This window comes from Pseudoroseicyclus sp. CXY001, assembly GCF_041714655.1.
GTDB lineage: Bacteria > Pseudomonadota > Alphaproteobacteria > Rhodobacterales > Rhodobacteraceae > Pseudoroseicyclus_A.
On the sequence record NZ_CP168219.1, the window covers coordinates 2096160 to 2109536 of the forward strand.

At 69.3% G+C, this 13377-nt stretch carries 13 protein-coding genes; 8 read left to right on the top strand and 5 right to left on the bottom strand.

The window, feature by feature from the left end:
• Nucleotides 1-191: 191 nt before the first annotated feature.
• The 7 genes from ACAZ03_RS10245 (at nucleotide 192) to ACAZ03_RS10275 (ending at nucleotide 8050) form a co-directional block, all read left to right on the top strand.
• Nucleotides 192-1538 (top strand): substrate-binding protein, encoded by a 1347-nt coding sequence (locus ACAZ03_RS10245; RefSeq protein ID WP_373353290.1) that lies wholly within the window; start codon nucleotides 192-194, stop codon nucleotides 1536-1538.
• Nucleotides 1539-1638: 100 nt separating this feature from the next.
• Nucleotides 1639-2670 carry a branched-chain amino acid ABC transporter permease gene (locus ACAZ03_RS10250; protein WP_373353292.1) on the top strand — a complete coding sequence of 344 codons (1032 nt, stop codon included), beginning with the start codon at nucleotides 1639-1641 and terminating at the stop codon, nucleotides 2668-2670.
• 3 nt (nucleotides 2671-2673) lie between these two features.
• Entirely contained in the window at nucleotides 2674-3870 is a 1197-nt protein-coding gene (locus tag ACAZ03_RS10255) for a branched-chain amino acid ABC transporter permease (RefSeq protein WP_373353294.1), read from the top strand.
• Nucleotides 3871-3879: 9 nt separating this feature from the next.
• Nucleotides 3880-4638: an ABC transporter ATP-binding protein gene (locus tag ACAZ03_RS10260; protein ID WP_373353295.1), complete on the top strand. Its 759-nt coding sequence runs from the start codon at nucleotides 3880-3882 to the stop codon at nucleotides 4636-4638.
• A gap of 59 nt (nucleotides 4639-4697) precedes the next feature.
• Nucleotides 4698-5471: an ABC transporter ATP-binding protein gene (locus tag ACAZ03_RS10265; RefSeq protein ID WP_373353297.1), complete on the top strand. Its 774-nt coding sequence runs from the start codon at nucleotides 4698-4700 to the stop codon at nucleotides 5469-5471.
• A gap of 23 nt (nucleotides 5472-5494) precedes the next feature.
• Nucleotides 5495-7462, top strand: a complete 1968-nt coding sequence (acs, locus tag ACAZ03_RS10270) for an acetate--CoA ligase (protein ID WP_373353299.1) — start codon at nucleotides 5495-5497, stop codon at nucleotides 7460-7462.
• 123 nt (nucleotides 7463-7585) lie between these two features.
• Nucleotides 7586-8050 (top strand): GNAT family N-acetyltransferase, encoded by a 465-nt coding sequence (locus ACAZ03_RS10275; protein ID WP_373353301.1) that lies wholly within the window; start codon nucleotides 7586-7588, stop codon nucleotides 8048-8050.
• Between the two features lie 405 nt (nucleotides 8051-8455).
• Here the strand turns inward: ACAZ03_RS10275 and ACAZ03_RS10280 are convergent, their stop codons facing one another.
• Together ACAZ03_RS10280 and ACAZ03_RS10285 are read right to left on the bottom strand one after the other, a co-directional pair.
• Complete coding sequence (locus ACAZ03_RS10280; RefSeq protein ID WP_373353302.1) at nucleotides 8456-8818, bottom strand: DUF6768 family protein; 363 nt, start codon at nucleotides 8816-8818, stop codon at nucleotides 8456-8458.
• Nucleotides 8815-9390, bottom strand: coding sequence for an RNA polymerase sigma factor (locus ACAZ03_RS10285; protein WP_373353303.1), 576 nt, complete (start codon nucleotides 9388-9390; stop codon nucleotides 8815-8817). The genes ACAZ03_RS10280 and ACAZ03_RS10285 overlap by 4 nt, the downstream gene beginning before the upstream one ends.
• Nucleotides 9391-9564: 174 nt before the next feature.
• On the opposite strand from ACAZ03_RS10285, the gene ACAZ03_RS10290 reads away from it, so the two are divergent.
• Nucleotides 9565-10101 (top strand): hypothetical protein, encoded by a 537-nt coding sequence (locus ACAZ03_RS10290; protein WP_373353305.1) that lies wholly within the window; start codon nucleotides 9565-9567, stop codon nucleotides 10099-10101.
• 50 nt (nucleotides 10102-10151) lie between these two features.
• On the opposite strand, the gene glmM is transcribed toward ACAZ03_RS10290, so the two are convergent.
• The 3 genes from glmM to ACAZ03_RS10305 are packed head-to-tail and all read right to left on the bottom strand — an operon-like array spanning nucleotide 10152 to nucleotide 13332.
• A complete protein-coding gene (gene glmM, locus ACAZ03_RS10295) occupies nucleotides 10152-11501 on the bottom strand; it encodes a phosphoglucosamine mutase (protein WP_373353307.1) in 1350 nt (449 codons plus the stop codon).
• Nucleotides 11495-12484, bottom strand: coding sequence for a dihydropteroate synthase (gene folP, locus ACAZ03_RS10300; RefSeq protein ID WP_373357069.1), 990 nt, complete (start codon nucleotides 12482-12484; stop codon nucleotides 11495-11497). The genes glmM and folP overlap by 7 nt, the downstream gene beginning before the upstream one ends.
• 2 nt (nucleotides 12485-12486) lie before the next feature.
• Nucleotides 12487-13332, bottom strand: a complete 846-nt coding sequence (locus ACAZ03_RS10305; RefSeq protein ID WP_373353309.1) for a dihydroneopterin aldolase — start codon at nucleotides 13330-13332, stop codon at nucleotides 12487-12489.
• Nucleotides 13333-13377 lie beyond the last annotated feature (45 nt).

Genomic DNA, 13377 nt, shown 5'->3' on the forward strand with positions numbered 1-13377 from the left:
CTTTACAGATTAACCGCCCTTCATGTGGATGTCTTTACAAAAAAACCGTTTTAAACGTGAGGCTTGTTGAGAAGTTTTCGCCACACCCCGAGTATGCAGCCCAGCACTGGTACTCAGTGCGCCCGCCTTGGCGGGGGGCGAGGAGGCCCCCTTCCGCAGGCGCGCCCGTGGCAAGGGAGGAGAAACCACCCATGACAAAGAGCAACTTCACGCGACGCGGCGTGATGAAATCGACGGCCTTCACCGCCGGCGGCCTGGCGCTGCCGACGATCTTCACCGGCTCCTCGGCAGCCGCCTTCACGAACGAGCCGACGGGCGATTCCGTCGTCTTCGGCTTCAACGTTCCCCAGACCGGCCCCTATGCCGAAGAAGGTCTCGACGAGCTGCGCGCCCAGCAGCTGGCCGTCGAGCATCTCAACGGCGAAGGCGACGGCGGCATGCTCAACACCTTCTCGTCGAAGGCGCTGGACGGCACCGGCATCCTCGGCAAGCGCGTCGAGTTCGTCACCGGCGACACGCAGACCAAGTCCGACGTCGCCCGCGCTACCGCGCAGTCGATGATCCAGAAGGACGGCGCGATCATGATCAACGGCGGCTCGTCCTCGGGCGTCGCCATCGCCGTGCAGGGCCTGTGCCAGGAAGCCGGCGTGATCTTCATGGCCGGCCTCACCCACTCCAACGACACCACCGGCAAGGACAAGAAGCGCAACGGCTTCCGTCACTTCTTCAACGGCTACATGTCGGGCGCCGCCCTCGGGCCGGTGCTGGAGCAGGCCTATGGCGGCGAGCGCCGCGCCTATCACCTGACCGCCGATTACACCTGGGGCTGGACCCAGGAGGAATCGATGATCGCCGCCACCGAGGCGCTCGGCTGGGAGACGGTCGAGACGGTGCTGACGCCCGTCGGCGCGGGGGACTTCTCGTCCTACATCGCCCCGGTCATCAACTCCGGCGCCGACGTCCTCATCCTCAACCACTATGGCGGGGACATGGTGAACTCGCTGACCCAGGCCGTGCAGTTCGGCCTGCGCGACCGCCAGGTCAACGGCAACAACTTCGAGATCATCGTGCCGCTCTATTCCGAGCTGATGGCGGCCGGTGCCGGCGATGCCATCAAGGGCGTCTACGGCTCGATGAACTGGAACTGGCAGCTGGGCGACGAGGGCACCGCCGCCTTCACCCGCTCCTTCGGCGAGAAATACGGCTTCCCGCCGTCGGGCTCGGCGCACACCTGCTACGTGCAGACGCTGCTCTATGCCGATGCCGTGACGCGGGCCGGCTCGTTCAACCCCTGCGCCGTGGTCGAGGCCCTCGAGGGCTTCGAGTTCGACGGGATGGGCAACGGGCCGACGCTCTACCGCGCCGAGGATCACCAGTGCTTCAAGGACGTGCTGGTCATGAAGGGCGCCGAGAACCCGACGACGCCGTTCGACAACCTCGAGATCGTGGAAGTCACCCCGGTCGAGCAGGTCACCTACGAGCCCGATCACCCGATGTTCGCCGGCGGCGATCTCGGCGAGTGCAACCCGGGCGCCTGACGGCCCCGGGGGCGGGGGCCGGCGCGGCCGGCCCCCGCCCGATCAAGAAGAGCGGCTGTCCCCCCAAGGCGGGGACGGCCGCCGCATCTGAGGCGGGACAATGGACGCAATCATCCTTCAGATCCTCAATGGTCTGGACAAGGGCTCGGCCTATGCGCTGATCGCGCTGGGGCTGACGCTCATCTTCGGCACGCTCGGCGTGGTGAACTTCGCCCACGGGGCGCTCTTCATGATCGGCGCCTTCTGCGCCGTCACCGTGCAGCGGCTGATGGGCCTGTCGCATACCGAGATCGACGACACGCGCACCGACTTCCTCGGCAATCCGCTGAAGGTCGACGTGCCCTATCTTCACTCCTGGTTCGGCCCCGAGGTGGGCGAGACGCTGATCTCCTGGTCGGTGCCGATCGCCATCCTCCTTGCCATTCCGGTGATGATGCTCATCGGCTGGATCATGGAGCGCGGGCTCATCCAGCATTTCTACAAGCGCCCCCATGCGGACCAGATCCTGGTGACCTTCGGGCTCGCCATCGTCCTGCAGGAGGTGATCCGCCAGTTCTACGGCGCCAACCCGATCCCCACCCCGGCGCCCGATGCGCTGCGCGGCTCGATCGACTTCGGCGCCTGGCTCGGCTTCCCGCCCAATGCGATCATCTATCCCGCCTGGCGGCTCGTCTATTTCGTCTTCGCGGCGCTCATCATCGCCGGGGTCTTCGCCTTCCTGCAGTTCACCACCTTCGGCATGGTCGTCCGCGCCGGCATGGCGGACAGGGAAACGGTCGGCCTTCTCGGCATCGACATCGACAAGCGCTTCACGCTGATGTTCGGCATCGCCGCCGCCGTCGCGGGGCTCGCGGGCGTGATGTACACGCCCATCCTCAGCCCCAACTACCACATGGGGATGGACTTCCTCGTCCTGTCCTTCGTGGTCGTCGTGGTGGGCGGCATGGGGAGCCTGCCGGGCGCCGTGCTCGCCGGCTTCCTCCTCGGCATCGTGCAGAGCTTCGCCTCGATGAACGAGGTGAAATCCATCCTGCCGGGGATCGACCAGATCATCATCTACCTCGTCGCCATCGTGATCCTGCTGACAAGGCCGCGGGGCCTTCTCGGCCGGCGCGGCGTGATGGAGGAGTAAGACATGCTCGGACTTGGCAGACGCGACACGATCATTCTCGTCATCGTCGCGGTGATGGCGCTGGCGGCGCCGATCATCCTCAACCCCTTCCCCACCGGCTCGGCCATGGCGCAGTTCAACGCCGGCTATCCCGACCTGATGCAGCGCTTCGTGATCTTCGGGATCTTCGCCATCGGCTTCAACATCCTCTTCGGGCTGACGGGATATCTCTCCTTCGGCCATGCCGCCTTCCTCGGCGCCGGCTCCTATGCCGCGGTCTGGATGTTCAAGCTGCTCAGCTACAACGTGCTGCCGGCGGTGCTCCTGTCGATCATCGTGGCCTCGCTCTTCTCGGTGCTGATCGGTTACATCTCGCTCCGCCGCTCGGGGATCTACTTCTCGATCCTGACGCTGGCCTTCGCGCAGATGAGCTACAACCTCGCCTATTCGGTGTTGACGCCGCTCACCAACGGCGAGACCGGCCTGCAGGTCTATACCTCCGACCCGCAGTACCTGCGCGACCCCGGTGACCCGATCGTCACCCATCTGTTCGGGCTCGAGATGCGCGCGAAGGAGACGCTGAGCCTTGGCCCCTGGGATTTCGACTTCTCGGTCGGCTACTACTTCTGCGCCATCATCATGCTGATCTCCTTCTACGTCTCGATCCGCATCTTCCGCTCGCCCTTCGGGCTGATGCTCCGGGCCGTGAAGTCCAACAACAACCGCCTCAGCTACACCGGGCTCAACTCGCGCCCCTATGCGCTGACCGCCTTCATCATCTCCGGCGCCTATGCCGGGCTGGCGGGCGGCCTTCTGGCGGCGATGGACCCGCTGGCGGGAGCCGAGCGGATGCAGTGGACGGCCTCGGGCGAGGTGGTGCTGATGACCATCCTCGGCGGCGCGGGCACGCTCATCGGCCCCGTCCTCGGCGCCGGCTTCATCAAATATTGCGAGAACATCTTCTCGAAGATCAACGAGACGGTGCTGCATTCCTGGTTCCACGCCCTGCCCGACGGGCTGGAGCAGGCCATTGTCTGGGTCGCCTCGAAATTCGTCGGCGAGGGCTGGCACCTGACGCTGGGGCTCATGTTCATGCTCGTCGTCATCTTCCTGCCCGGCGGGCTGGTCGAGGGCGGCCAGCGCATCGGCCGCATGCTCTCTCGCCGTCGCCGCGGCACCGACGAGCCGGCCGAAGACGCCAGCCGCAACCCGGCCGAATAGGAGGCACCGATGGGCATTCTCGAAGTCAAGGGCGTCAACAAGCGCTTCGGCGGGCTGAAGGCGCTGAGCGACGTCAACCTCTCCGTCGAGGAGGGGAGCGTCCATGCCATCATCGGCCCGAACGGCGCCGGCAAGTCGACGCTCCTGAACGTGCTCGTCGGCAAGCTGATCCCGGATTCGGGCTCGGTCATGTTCGACGGCAAGTCCGTCCTTGGGCGCAAGCCGCACGAGATCAACCAGATGGGCATCTCCCGCGTCTTCCAGACGCCGGAGATCTTCAACGACCTCTCGGTCTTCGAGAACGTGCTCATCCCCTCCTTCGCGCGGCGGGACGGCGCCTTCCGCATGCAGGGCTTCGCGACCGTCGGCAGCCAGGCCGGCGTCATCGAGGAGGCGGAGCAGATCCTCGTGGACGTCAACATGGCCGACAAGCGGCACCTGCATGCCGGCTCGCTCTCGCGCGGCGACAAGCGCCGGCTGGAGATGGCGATGTGCCTCGTGCAGCAGCCGAAGCTCCTGCTTCTCGACGAGCCGACCGCCGGCATGGCGCGGGCCGACACCAACAACACGATCGACCTTCTGAAGGAGATCAAGGCGGCGCGGCCCATCACCATGGCCATCATCGAGCACGACATGCATGTCGTCTTCTCGCTCGCCGAACGCATCACCGTCCTCGCCCAGGGCACGCCGCTGATCGAGGACACGCCCGAGAACATCAAGGGCCACCCGAAGGTCCGCGAAGCCTATCTCGGCGAGGCGCAGGTCTAGATGCCGGGCCCCGCCCCTTTCGCCGACAAACGCCCGCCCGCCCCGAAGGAAACGCAAGAATGACCCATGTAGAGCGCCTCTCGTCCGGCCAGCCCTTCGACAAGCACCGGAACATGGCGGCGACCTCGTCCAAGTTCCTCTCCGTCTGGGACATCCGCGCCTATTACGGCGAGAGCTACATCGTGCAGGGCGTCAGCTTCGACATCCACGAGGGCGAGATCCTAGCGCTCCTGGGGCGGAACGGCGCCGGCAAGACCTCGACGCTGCGCACCATCGCCCGGCTCGGCAATCCGGCGCTGTTGCATGGCGAGATCTGGCTCGACCACCAGCCGCTGCACCAGATGAAGAGCCATCAGGCCGCGCAGGCCGGCATCGCGCTGGTGCCGGAAGACCGGCGCATCATCGCGGGGCTGACGGTGGAGGAGAACCTCAAGCTCGCCCAGATCAACCCGCCCATCGGCTGGTCGCTCGATAGGATCTACGAGCTCTTCCCCCGCCTCGGCGAGCGGCGGACCCAGGAGGGCGTCACCCTCTCCGGCGGCGAGCAGCAGATGCTGGCCATCGCCCGGGCGCTGGCGCGCGATATCAAGGTGCTCCTCCTCGACGAGCCCTACGAGGGCCTCGCCCCGGTCATCGTGCAGGAGATCGCCAAGACGCTGGAGCTGATCCGCGACCAGGGCATCACCACGGTCATCGTCGAGCAGAACGCCGTCGCCGCCCTCAAGCTCGCCGACAGGGCCGTCATCCTTGACACCGGGCAGGTGGTGTTCGACGGATCGGCAGAGGAAGTGCTGGAGAACGAGGCGCTGCGCGCCCAGTATCTGGCGATCTGACGGCCAATAAGGGGGAGGAGACCATGGCAGACGCAAACGAGGTGACGGCGAAGAGCTTCCCGCCCCCGGCGGAGCTCGCCGCCTCGGCTCATGCCGACAAGGCCCGCTATGACGAGATGTATGCCGCATCGGTGGCCGACCCCGAGGCGTTCTGGGGCGAGGAAGGCAAACGGCTCGACTGGATCGAGCCCTATACCCGCGTGAAGAACACCTCCTTCGCCTTCGGCAATGTCTCGATCAAGTGGTACGAGGACGGCGTTCTCAACGTCGCCGCCAATTGCATCGACCGGCATCTGGATACGCGCGGCGACCAGACCGCCATCATCTTCGAGCCCGACGACCCCGAAGACGAGGCGCAGCACATCAGCTACCGGCAGCTTCACGAGAAGGTCTGCCGCTTCGCCAATGTGCTCCTCAGCCAGGGCGTGATGCGGGGCGACCGGGTGGTGATCTACCTGCCGATGATCCCCGAGGCCGCCTATGCCATGCTCGCCTGCGCCCGGATCGGCGCCGTGCATTCGGTCGTCTTCGCCGGTTTCTCGCCCGACGCGCTCGCCAACCGCATCAACGACAGCGGCGCCAAGGTCGTCGTCACCTCCGACACCGCCCCGCGCGGCGGGCGCAAGACGGCGCTGAAGTCGAATACCGACGCGGCGCTGCTGCATTGCTCCGACAAGGTGCGCTGCCTCGTCGTCAAGCATACCGGCGACCAGACCACCTGGATCGACGGGCGCGATGTCGACGTGAAGGCGCAGATGGAGGTCGCGGCCCCCGATTGCCCGCCCCGGCCGATGAACGCGGAAGACCCGCTCTTCATCCTCTATACCTCCGGCTCGACCGGCAAGCCCAAGGGCGTCGTGCACAGCTCCGGCGGCTATCTCGTCTATGCGGCGATGACCCACCAGTACACGTTCGACTATCACGACGGCGACGTCTTCTGGTGCGGCGCCGATGTCGGCTGGGTCACGGGGCACAGCTACATCCTCTACGGGCCGCTGGCGAACGGCGCGACGACGCTGATGTTCGAGGGCGTGCCGACCTGGCCGGACGCGAGCCGCTTCTGGCAGGTGATCGACAAGCACAAGGTCAACCAGTTCTACACGGCGCCGACGGCGATCCGCGCGCTGATGGGTCAGGGGACAAAATTCGTCGAGGGCGCCGATCTGTCGACGCTGAAGGTGCTCGGCACGGTCGGCGAGCCGATCAACCCCGAGGCCTGGGCCTGGTACAACACCCATGTCGGCAAGGGAAAACTCCCCATCGTCGACACCTGGTGGCAGACCGAGACCGGCGGCCACATGATCACCCCCCTGCCCGGCGCGACGACCACCAAGCCCGGCTCGGCCACCCTGCCCTTCTTCGGCGTGCAGCCCGCGGTGCTCGAGGCCGAGAGCGGCCGCGAGATCGAGGGCAATCCCGCCGACGGCGTGCTGGCGATCAAGGACAGCTGGCCGGGGCAGATGCGCACGGTCTGGGGCGATCACGAGCGGTTCGAGGCCACCTATTTCCAGCAATACAAGGGCTATTACTTCGCCGGCGACGGCTGCCGCCGCGACGAGGACGGCTATTACTGGATCACCGGCCGCGTCGATGACGTCATCAACGTCTCGGGCCACCGCATGGGCACGGCCGAGGTCGAAAGCGCCCTCGTCGCCCATGAGAAGGTCGCCGAGGCCGCCGTCGTCGGCTATCCGCATGACGTGAAGGGCCAGGGCATCTATGCCTATGTGACCCTCATGAACGACGTGGAGCCCTCCGACGAGCTCCGCAAGGAGCTCGAGACCTGGGTGCGCCGCGAGATCGGCCCGATCGCCAAGCCGGACCTCATCCAGTGGGCGCCCGGGCTGCCGAAGACACGCTCGGGCAAGATCATGCGCCGGATCTTGCGCAAGATCGCCGAAAACGACTACGGCTCCCTCGGTGACACATCGACGCTGGCCGACCCCTCGGTGGTCGACGAGCTGATCGAGAACAGGATGAACCGGGGCTAACGCCCCGCCACGGTATGAACCGGGGCCTCCCGCCTCGGCTCATGACGCCGGCCACCTCCTCGGCCGGCCCTCCCCGCCGCCGCCGGTTCGCCGGTGGCGGCGACCCACGGTCCGGAGCCCCCCATGATCGAGATCCGCCGCATCCCCGCCCCCGAGGGGGACGATGCCGCCCCCGCGACCCCGGCCGATGCCGCCCGCGGCCGCATCGGCGCGCTCCTCACCGAACATGCCGCCGCCCTCGGCATCAGTTTCCACTCCCGGGCCCTGATCTTCGAGGCGCATGAGAGCACCGCCCCCGAGGGCGAGAGCTATGCCGGCGGCATCGACGCCGCGCTCGGCGCCGCCTTCTGCTTCGTCCGCCTCCTCGCCGTGGCGCCCGCCCAGCGCGGCAAGGGCGTCGGCGCCCTGCTCCTCAGCGCCGTCGAGGACGAGGCCCGCGCCGCCGGCGCCCGCGGCATCTGGCTCGACACCTTCTCCTTCCAGGCCCCGGCCTTCTACCGCGCCCATGGATTCGAGGAGGTCGGCACCATCGCCGAGTACCTCCCCGGCCATTCCCGCCATTTCTTCGTGAAGCGCTTCCCCGGCTGAGCCCGCCCGCCCCGGGATCGCCCCGCCGCCAGCCGAACCGCCCCAACCGCGTCCCGCCCCCTCCGCCACCAGGGCCGCTGCTTCGGAGCCGTCCATCGCTGGGGCCTCGTCCGGCCGCGGGGGCGGCCCGGTCAAGCGGAATTGCGGAGGCTCCGCCGCCCGGCACGGGCGGTGGAAACCGTCATTCCGCTTGACCGGGCTGCCGCCGTGGCCGAGGCCCCACCAGCGATGGAGGGCTCCGAAGCTGCTGCTTTGGTGAGTTCGGAAGCGAAAATCTCTTCCACCCCACCGCGGGCCGTAGCACCGCCTTCCCCTCACACGCCCCACTCTCTTCCGGCGCGGGCCGCAGGCCCGCGCCCCCCGTCGACGCGCCGAAGGCGCGGCGAAACCCGCGCGCAGCGCGCCTCAGCTCTCACGCCGCGCCATGACCAGCTCCAGCCGGCGGATCTCGCGGATCACTCGGTCGGCCTGGATCTGCGGCATGAGCGAGAGCTTGAGGCTCACCGCCATCAGCCAGAGGACGGCGCCGGAGATCCCCCAGCGGATCGCGGGCAGGAGCTCCTCGGTGCCGAAGAATTTCACGGCACACCAGCCGCCCGCGACGAACATCACGGTTTGCACCACCATCAGCACCCAGGTCACCCAGCCGAGCGGGCCGCGGAAGAGCCCGAAGGCGAGGCGGAACCAGCCCGCCTCCTCCAGCTCCTTCGCCATCTGCCGGTCCTCGCCCTCGAGCGCCTCCCGGATCAGGTCGTCGATCTTGCTCATGAGACTTCTCCATCCTGCGGCTCCAGGAGCGCCCGGAGCTTCGCCCGGGCATGCATGAGCCGCGTCTTGATCGTGCCCAGGGGCACATCCAGGACCGCCGCCACCTCGGCAACGGTCAGATCCTCCAGATAGAAAAGCGCCACCGTGGCCCGGTGGGCCGGGGGCAGCGCCTCGAGTGCCGCCCGCACCCGGGCGGCGTCATGCGCCTCCGCCCCCGGCTCACCCGCCTCAGCGGTGCCCAGCGCCAGGGCCTGCGCTCCCGCCTCGGCGGCGATGGCGCGCTGGCGCTGGCGGGCGCCGATGATCCGCCCTACGCGGCGGGATGTGATCCTTAGCGCGAAGGGCAGGAAGGCCGCGTCGTCGCGGAGCGCCGGCAGGGCGCGGAGGATCTCCACCCAGGCCTCCTGCACCGCATCCCGCGCGCCCTCGCGCTCGCCGAGAAGCCGCGCCGCATGGGCGAAGAGCCGCGGCCCGTGGAGCCGCACGAGCCCGTCCATCGCCCGCCGGTCGCCCGTGCGGGCGGAGGCGACGAGATAGGCGCCGAGCGCGCGTTCCTTCTCCGCCTGGCTCATGCTCGCTCCACGACCTTGTCAGGGCAATCGGCGCCCCGCGCCCGCCTTCGGTCAAAGGTGCCGCCACGAGGCGCGCCGGTTCAACCCGGGGCCCGCCGTTAACCAGCACCTCCGTTCCCCTGCCGGACTTTACCCCTCGTTTACGCCTCGGGGCGCAGATTCCCGTCGCCCGATATGCGTCATCTGGAGATCGCGATGGATATCACCGTCAATCCGGGCGTGCCGCCGCCGGGCGGCCACGCCGCCCCGCAACCGACCCCCGACCTGCGGCCCAGCGCCGACAGCGCCGCCCTCGCCCGGTCGGCCCCCGAGGCCCTGCCGCTCGTCCTCGCTCCGCCCCAGGCTGCGGCCTCAGTCGGCCCCACCACCGAGGCCGGCAAGATCGCCCGCGCCCGGCTCGAGGGGCTGGAGACCGCCCGCCCCTCCACGGCGCCCGAGCGCGTGCTCAAGCCCTTCGGCATCTCGATGCTGCCGGATTTCGAGGCGCGCCAGCGCGAGGCCGCGGCCCGCGAGGCCGCCGAGGATTCGCGCCAGCGCTCCGCCGAGGCCGCCATCGACGCCGAGACGGCCGCCGCCGCCGCGGCGGAGGACGAGGCGAGGGCAGAGGCCGTAGCCCGCGAGGTCGATGCCAGCACCGAACGCGCCGCCGCCGCCACGGCCCGCGCCGACCAGCCGGCCGAGACCGCGGCGCCCGATACGCGCGAGAGCTGACGGGTCAGCGGCCCGGCCCTCCGGCGCACCCGCGGCAGCCCCCGGGGCGCCTAGCGCGCCGCGGCATCCTCCACGGCGGCCACGATGTCGCCCACGACATCGGCGAGGAGGCTCTCGTCCTCCGCCTCGGCCATGACCCGGATCAGCGGCTCCGTCCCTGATTTGCGGATCACCAGCCGCCCCGAGCCGTTCAGCCGCGCCTCGCCCTCGGCGATGGCCTGGGTGACCTCCAGCATCTCGAGCGGCTGCACGCCCGCCGCATAGCGGACGTTCTTCAGCATCTGCGGCACCGGCGTGAATTGGCGCACGAGCTCGCTCGCCTGGCGCCCTGTCTCCACCATCGCCGCCAGCACCTGCAGGCCCGCGAGGAGCCCGTCGCCGGTCGTCGCATAGTCGGTCATGACGATATGGCCCGATTGCTCGCCGCCGAGGTTGAAGCCGCCCTGCCGCATCGCTTCGACCACATAGCGGTCGCCGACGCGGGTCCGGTGGAGATGCAGCCCCCGCCCCTCGAGGAATTGCTCGAGCCCGAGGTTCGACATCACCGTCGCCACCAGCGTGCCGCCGGAGAGCCGCCCCGCCCCGCCCCAGCGCGCCGCCATCAGCGCCATGAGCTGATCGCCATCCGCCTCTTCGCCGTTCTCGTCGAGGATGATGACCCGGTCGGCATCGCCGTCGAGGCAGATGCCGATGTCGGCGCCATGGGTCACGACCGTCTCCGCCGCCGTCCGCGTGAAGGTCGAGCCGACGCGGTCGTTGATGTTGAAGCCGTCCGGCTTGGTGCCGACCTCGATCACGGTCGCGCCGAGCTCCCACAGCACCTCCGGCGCCACCTTGTAGGCGGCGCCATTGGCGCAATCGATCACCACCTTCAGCCCGTTGAGGCGCAGCCCCTGCGGGAAGGTGCTCTTCAGACGCTCCGCATAGCGGAAGCGCCCGTCGTCGATCCGCTTGGCGCGCCCGATGTTGTTGGCCTGGGCGGGCTCGAGCTCGCTCATCACCAGCGCCTCGATCTCCGCCTCCGCCGCATCGTTGAGCTTGAAGCCGTCGGGCCCGAAGAACTTGATGCCGTTGTCCTGGTGCGGGTTGTGGCTGGCGGAGATCATGATCCCCACATCGGCGCGGACGGAGGTCGTCAGCATCCCCACCGCCGGCGTCGGCACCGGCCCGAGAAGGAAGACGTTCATCCCCGTTGACGTCAGCCCCGCCGTCAGCGCGTTCTCGAACATGTAGCCCGAGAGCCTTGTGTCCTTGCCGATCACCACCCGGTGGCCGTTGCTGCCGTCGTTGCGGAAGTATCGGCCGGCGGCGGCGCCGATCTTGAGCGCCATTTCGGCCGTCATCGGCCAGGTGTTGGCGGTGCCGCGCACGCCGTCTGTTCCGAAAAGCTGCCTCACCATGTCTCTGCCTCATTCAGCGCGGCCTGCACACGCAGGGCCTGCCGTGTTTGCCGGGTGTCATGCACCCGGATGATCTGCACCCCCGCCCGCGCCCCTGCCAAGGCGACGGCGATGGAGCCCCCCAGCCGGTCCGCCGCCTCCGGCGCCTCGCCGATCGTGCCGAGGAAGCGCTTGCGCGACGCACCGAGGAGGAGCGGCGTGCCGAGGTCATGATATAGCGGCAGATGGGCGAGAAGACTCAAGTTATGTTGCAAAGTCTTGCCGAAGCCGATGCCCGGATCGGCAATGATCCGCTTCCTCCGGATGCCCGCGGCCTCGGCCAGGGCAATGCGCTCGGCCAGATGGTCGAAGACCTCCGCCACAACGTCGTCATAGCGCGCCTCGGCCTGCATGGTCTGCGGATCGGCGAGGGAATGCATGAGGCAGACGGGCACGCCCCGCTCCGCCACCAGCCCCGCCATGGCGCTGTCGAAGCGGAAGGCCGAGACGTCGTTGACCATGTCGGCGCCGGCATCGAGCGCCGCCGCCGCCACGTCCGCCTTGCGCGTGTCGATGGAAAGGGGCGCTCCGATCCCGGCCGCGCGGATGGCGCGGATCACCGGGGCGGTGCGGGCGATCTCTTCGGAGGTGGAGACCTCCTCCGCCCCAGGCCGCGTGCTCTCGCCGCCGATGTCGAGGATGTCGACCTCGGCCGCCATCTCGCGGGCGCGGGCGAGCGCCGACTCCAGCGTGGCATGGCGCCCGCCGTCGGAGAAGCTGTCGGGCGTGACGTTGAGGATGCCCATAAGTCGGGGCCGGTCCATCGGGATGCCGCAGATCGCGGGCCGGGGGGCCGAGAGCCGCGCCCGCGCCGCCTCCGGTAAGGCCGCGGCCGGCATCCGGCCGCCGCCCCATTTCTGCACTTCGGCGAACCAGAGCCCGTCCTGCCCGGCGAGCGGCAGCGCCCCCTCCGGCCTCGGCCCCGCCCCGGGGATCGGCGCCAGCCTCACGGGAGCGCCCGCACAGGCACGAGTGCCACCGGCTCGGGCTGCCCGACGGAGACGATCTCCGCCGCGCCGAGCGTATCGGCCAGCCAGGCGGCGAGCGTCGCGGCGTCGCGCGCCTCGGGCGCGCCTGGGGTGTTGAGCACCAGCCGCGAGGGCAGCCAGAGCGCCGTCTGGCCGTTGCGGAGCCCCCAGTCGAGCTCCGTCCGGCTGGCGACCGGCACCAGATCGGGGTGGCGGGCATGGAGCGCCCAGGCCGCCTGCTCCATCGCCAGAAGCGCGATCCGCCTGGCGGCCCCCGGCTCCGCCGCCGCCGGCACCGGCAGGTCCGCCGGTGCGGTCAGGGCGATCATGGGCATGTCGCCCAGGCCCTCCGGCGGCACGCGGCCCGGCCCCAGCAGCACCACACGGAAGCGCGGCAGCGCCCCGCCCTGCCCCTCGGCCTCCCCCTTCGCGCGGACGATCTCGACGCCGAGCGCGAAGGGCCCCCGGTCGAGCTTCTGGATGCGCAGGATCACCCGCTCGGCGAGCGGCTCGGCGAGGATCCGTGCCGCCACCGCCTCGGCGAGCGATTCCAGCAGGTCGTGGCGCGCCGCCCCGAGCTCCGCCGCGATGGCCTCCGTCACCCTGTCGTAGGAGAGGATGGCATCGACATCGTCACCCGCCCCGGCGGCCCGCACCTCGACCACCACGTCGAACTGCAGCCCCTGCCTCAGCCCGCGCTCCGCCTGAAAGGCGCCGATCTCGGCCTCGGTACGGTAGTCCCGCACCGAGATCCTGTCCGGCAGCCCCGCCAGCGCCGCCGCCCGCCCCTCCGGGTGCCCGAAGGCCTCATCCGTCTCGCTCATCCTGCACCCCTCATCTGCCCCTCCCACCTAGGCAACCCGCCGCAG

Excerpts from the sequence above, each read along its gene's own strand:
- ACAZ03_RS10245 (WP_373353290.1), top strand. The coding sequence starts at position 192 with ATGACAAAGAGCAACTTCACGCGACGCGGCGTGATGAAATCGACGGCC.
- ACAZ03_RS10250 (WP_373353292.1), top strand. The coding sequence starts at position 1,639 with ATGGACGCAATCATCCTTCAGATCCTCAATGGTCTGGACAAGGGCTCG.
- ACAZ03_RS10255 (WP_373353294.1), top strand. The coding sequence starts at position 2,674 with ATGCTCGGACTTGGCAGACGCGACACGATCATTCTCGTCATCGTCGCG.
- ACAZ03_RS10260 (WP_373353295.1), top strand. The coding sequence starts at position 3,880 with ATGGGCATTCTCGAAGTCAAGGGCGTCAACAAGCGCTTCGGCGGGCTG.
- ACAZ03_RS10265 (WP_373353297.1), top strand. The coding sequence starts at position 4,698 with ATGACCCATGTAGAGCGCCTCTCGTCCGGCCAGCCCTTCGACAAGCAC.
- acs (WP_373353299.1), top strand. The coding sequence starts at position 5,495 with ATGGCAGACGCAAACGAGGTGACGGCGAAGAGCTTCCCGCCCCCGGCG.
- ACAZ03_RS10275 (WP_373353301.1), top strand. The coding sequence starts at position 7,586 with ATGATCGAGATCCGCCGCATCCCCGCCCCCGAGGGGGACGATGCCGCC.
- ACAZ03_RS10280 (WP_373353302.1), bottom strand. The coding sequence starts at position 8,818 with ATGAGCAAGATCGACGACCTGATCCGGGAGGCGCTCGAGGGCGAGGAC.
- ACAZ03_RS10285 (WP_373353303.1), bottom strand. The coding sequence starts at position 9,390 with ATGAGCCAGGCGGAGAAGGAACGCGCGCTCGGCGCCTATCTCGTCGCC.
- ACAZ03_RS10290 (WP_373353305.1), top strand. The coding sequence starts at position 9,565 with ATGCGTCATCTGGAGATCGCGATGGATATCACCGTCAATCCGGGCGTG.
- glmM (WP_373353307.1), bottom strand. The coding sequence starts at position 11,501 with ATGGTGAGGCAGCTTTTCGGAACAGACGGCGTGCGCGGCACCGCCAAC.
- ACAZ03_RS10305 (WP_373353309.1), bottom strand. The coding sequence starts at position 13,332 with ATGAGCGAGACGGATGAGGCCTTCGGGCACCCGGAGGGGCGGGCGGCG.